The organism is Roseibium sp., assembly GCF_025698965.1.
GTDB lineage: Bacteria > Pseudomonadota > Alphaproteobacteria > Rhizobiales > Stappiaceae > Roseibium.
The window spans coordinates 1-2,522 of record NZ_JAILWL010000676.1 but is presented as its reverse complement, the minus strand read 5'-3'; the positions used below and the strand labels follow the sequence as shown (position 1 = coordinate 2,522).

Sequence of the window (2,522 nt, the reverse complement as noted above, 5' to 3'; positions counted from 1 at the left end):
CGGTCTGATCGGCTGGTTGCTGGCGGATTTTCCCGAAAATGCATTCCAGGCCCGCTGTCAGCGCGCCTATATCGGCTGGCTGTCGTTCAAGTCCAATCCGATAGCCATGCTCGGACTCTTCATCGTGGCTTTCCTGTGTTTCGTCGCTCTGTTCGCGCCCTGGATTGCAGGCGGCAGCGGCAACACCCAGGACCTTGCCAACCGGTTGGCAGCCCCTAGCGCTGAACACTGGTTCGGAACGGACGAGCTGGGACGGGACGTCTTTGCGCGTATCGTGTGGGGATCCCGGGTCACCCTTTACATCATCTTCCTCGTCTCGATTATCGTCATGCCCATCGGGTTGATCATCGGCACCGCCTCAGGCCTCTTTGGCGGAGTGGTCGACAAGATCCTGATGCGCATCACCGATATTTTTCTTGCGTTCCCACGCCTCATTCTGGCGCTTGCCTTCGTCGCCGTGCTTGGCCCTGGTCTGGAAAATGCAGTGCTAGCCATCGCATTGACCACCTGGTCCCCCTATGCCCGCCTGGCTCGGGCGGAAACGCTGACGGTTCGGCGCAGCGAATACATCATGGCAGCCGAGATCATGGGAGCGAGCAAAACGCGCATTCTTTTTGCTCATATCATGCCCATGTGCCTGTCCTCGACCATTGTCCGGCTTACGCTGGATATGGCCGGCATCATCCTGACAGCAGCCGGTCTCGGCTTTCTCGGTCTTGGCGCGCAACCGCCGTTGGCGGAATGGGGCGCCATGATTGCAACCGGGCGTGATTTCCTGCTTGATCAATGGTGGGTACCTACCATCCCCGGCATCGCCATCCTGGTGGTGTCGCTCGGCTTTAACTTGCTGGGAGATGGTTTGCGTGACGTGCTCGACCCGCGCAGTTCGGGAGGGCACTGACCATGAATGAGATGAAAATGACAGGTTTCTCTTCCGAGCCTTCGTCTGAGGCCCCGCTGATCTCCGTTCAGGACCTTCACGTGCGCTTTTCGACACCCAAAGGTCAGGTTCATGCGGTGCGTGGCGTCAGTTTCGACCTTGGCCGTGAACGGCTCGGTATTGTCGGTGAATCCGGCTCGGGCAAATCACAGACTGGGCGCGCCTTGCTGCGCCTGACCGCCGGGAACGGACGGATCGACGCCGGCAGGATGGAGTTCGACGGCCTTGATTTGATGAAGGCCAGCGAGAAGCAAATGCGCAGCATTCGTGGATCACGCATTTCCATGATCATGCAGGATCCGAAATACTCCCTGAACCCTGTTCTGACTGTCGGAGCACAAATCGCAGAATCCTGCCGGCGGCATGAAGACGTTTCCAAAGCAGAAGCCAGGAAGAGGGCTCTGGGCATGCTGGAGACGGTCCGCATCCGTGAACCTGAAAAGGTCTATAAGTTATACCCGCATCAGGTGTCCGGCGGCATGGGGCAGCGCATCATGATTGCCATGATGCTGATCACCAATCCGCAGGTGATGATCGCCGACGAACCCACATCAGCGCTGGATGTCACCGTTCAGATGCAGGTTCTTGCGCTTCTGGACGACATGGTGCGTCAGCGCGGCATGGGCCTTGTCCTGATCAGTCACGATCTGCAACTGGTCTCCAGTTTTTGCGACCGGGTTCTGGTAATGTATGGCGGACGGATCATGGAAACCCTGGATGCCAAGCATCTCGATCAGGCCAAGCATCCCTACACAAAGGGACTGCTCAATTGCCTGCCTCGCCTCGACGGCAGTCACGACGATCTGCCGGTCCTGAAACGGGATCCGGCCTGGCTCACTGAAGGCGCGGACGGCGGAGGAGCGTCATGATGATCGATATCAGGAACCTGGACATGATTTTCGGATCGGGTCACGACCAGATCCACGCCGTCAAGAATGTCGACTTGCAGGTTGCCGAAGGCGAGAGCTATGGACTGGTTGGTGAATCCGGCTCTGGCAAGTCAACTATCCTGCGTGCCATCGTGGGCATCAACAGCCATTGGACCGGCTCGATCACTGTGAACGGCCAGCAACTGGAACGTAAGCGCTCTGTCGCATCTCGCAAGCATATGCAGATGGTGTTTCAGGATCCCTACGGCTCTTTGCACCCGCGCCGGACGGTTGATGACACCTTGAAAGAGCCGCTGGTCATTCACGGTCTTGAAAACCGGGATGAGCGGATCGTCAGGATCCTGGAGGAAGTCGGCCTCGGCCCTGAATACCGGTTCCGCTATCCCCATCAGCTGTCCGGCGGCCAACGCCAGCGTGTCGCGATCGCACGTGCCCTCATTCTGGAACCGAGGGTCATTCTGCTTGATGAGCCGACCAGCGCACTGGACGTGTCGGTGCAGGCTGAAATCCTCAATCTGTTGTCCGCATTGCGCAAGGCTCACGGCCTGACCTACATCATGGTCAGCCATGACTTGGCTGTTGTCGGACACCTCTGCAGCAAGATTGCGGTCATGAACCGGGGAGAAGTCATCGAGGAAATGACCGAAGAACAGATGCGCACGGGTAACGTTGCTCATGACTATACCCGTCAG

General features: G+C 58.2%; 3 protein-coding genes. All 3 read left to right on the top strand.

Annotated elements, in window-relative coordinates; all coding sequences use genetic code 11:
* Positions 1–4: 4 nt before the first annotated feature.
* Complete coding sequence (locus tag K5905_RS31495) at positions 5–901, top strand: ABC transporter permease (RefSeq protein WP_297591662.1); 897 nt, start codon at positions 5–7, stop codon at positions 899–901.
* A 2-nt stretch (positions 902–903) separates the two neighbouring features.
* Positions 904–1,809 carry an ABC transporter ATP-binding protein gene (locus K5905_RS31490; RefSeq protein ID WP_297591661.1) on the top strand — a complete coding sequence of 302 codons (906 nt, stop codon included), beginning with the start codon at positions 904–906 and terminating at the stop codon, positions 1,807–1,809.
* Positions 1,809–2,522: ABC transporter ATP-binding protein (locus K5905_RS31485; protein ID WP_297591660.1), on the top strand; the 714-nt coding region annotated here is incomplete at its 3' end. The genes K5905_RS31490 and K5905_RS31485, both read left to right, overlap by 1 nt.

What these genes read in the sequence shown, in the direction of transcription:
- K5905_RS31490 (WP_297591661.1), top strand. Translation starts at nt 904, where the DNA reads ATGAATGAGATGAAAATGACAGGTTTCTCTTCCGAGCCTTCGTCTGAG.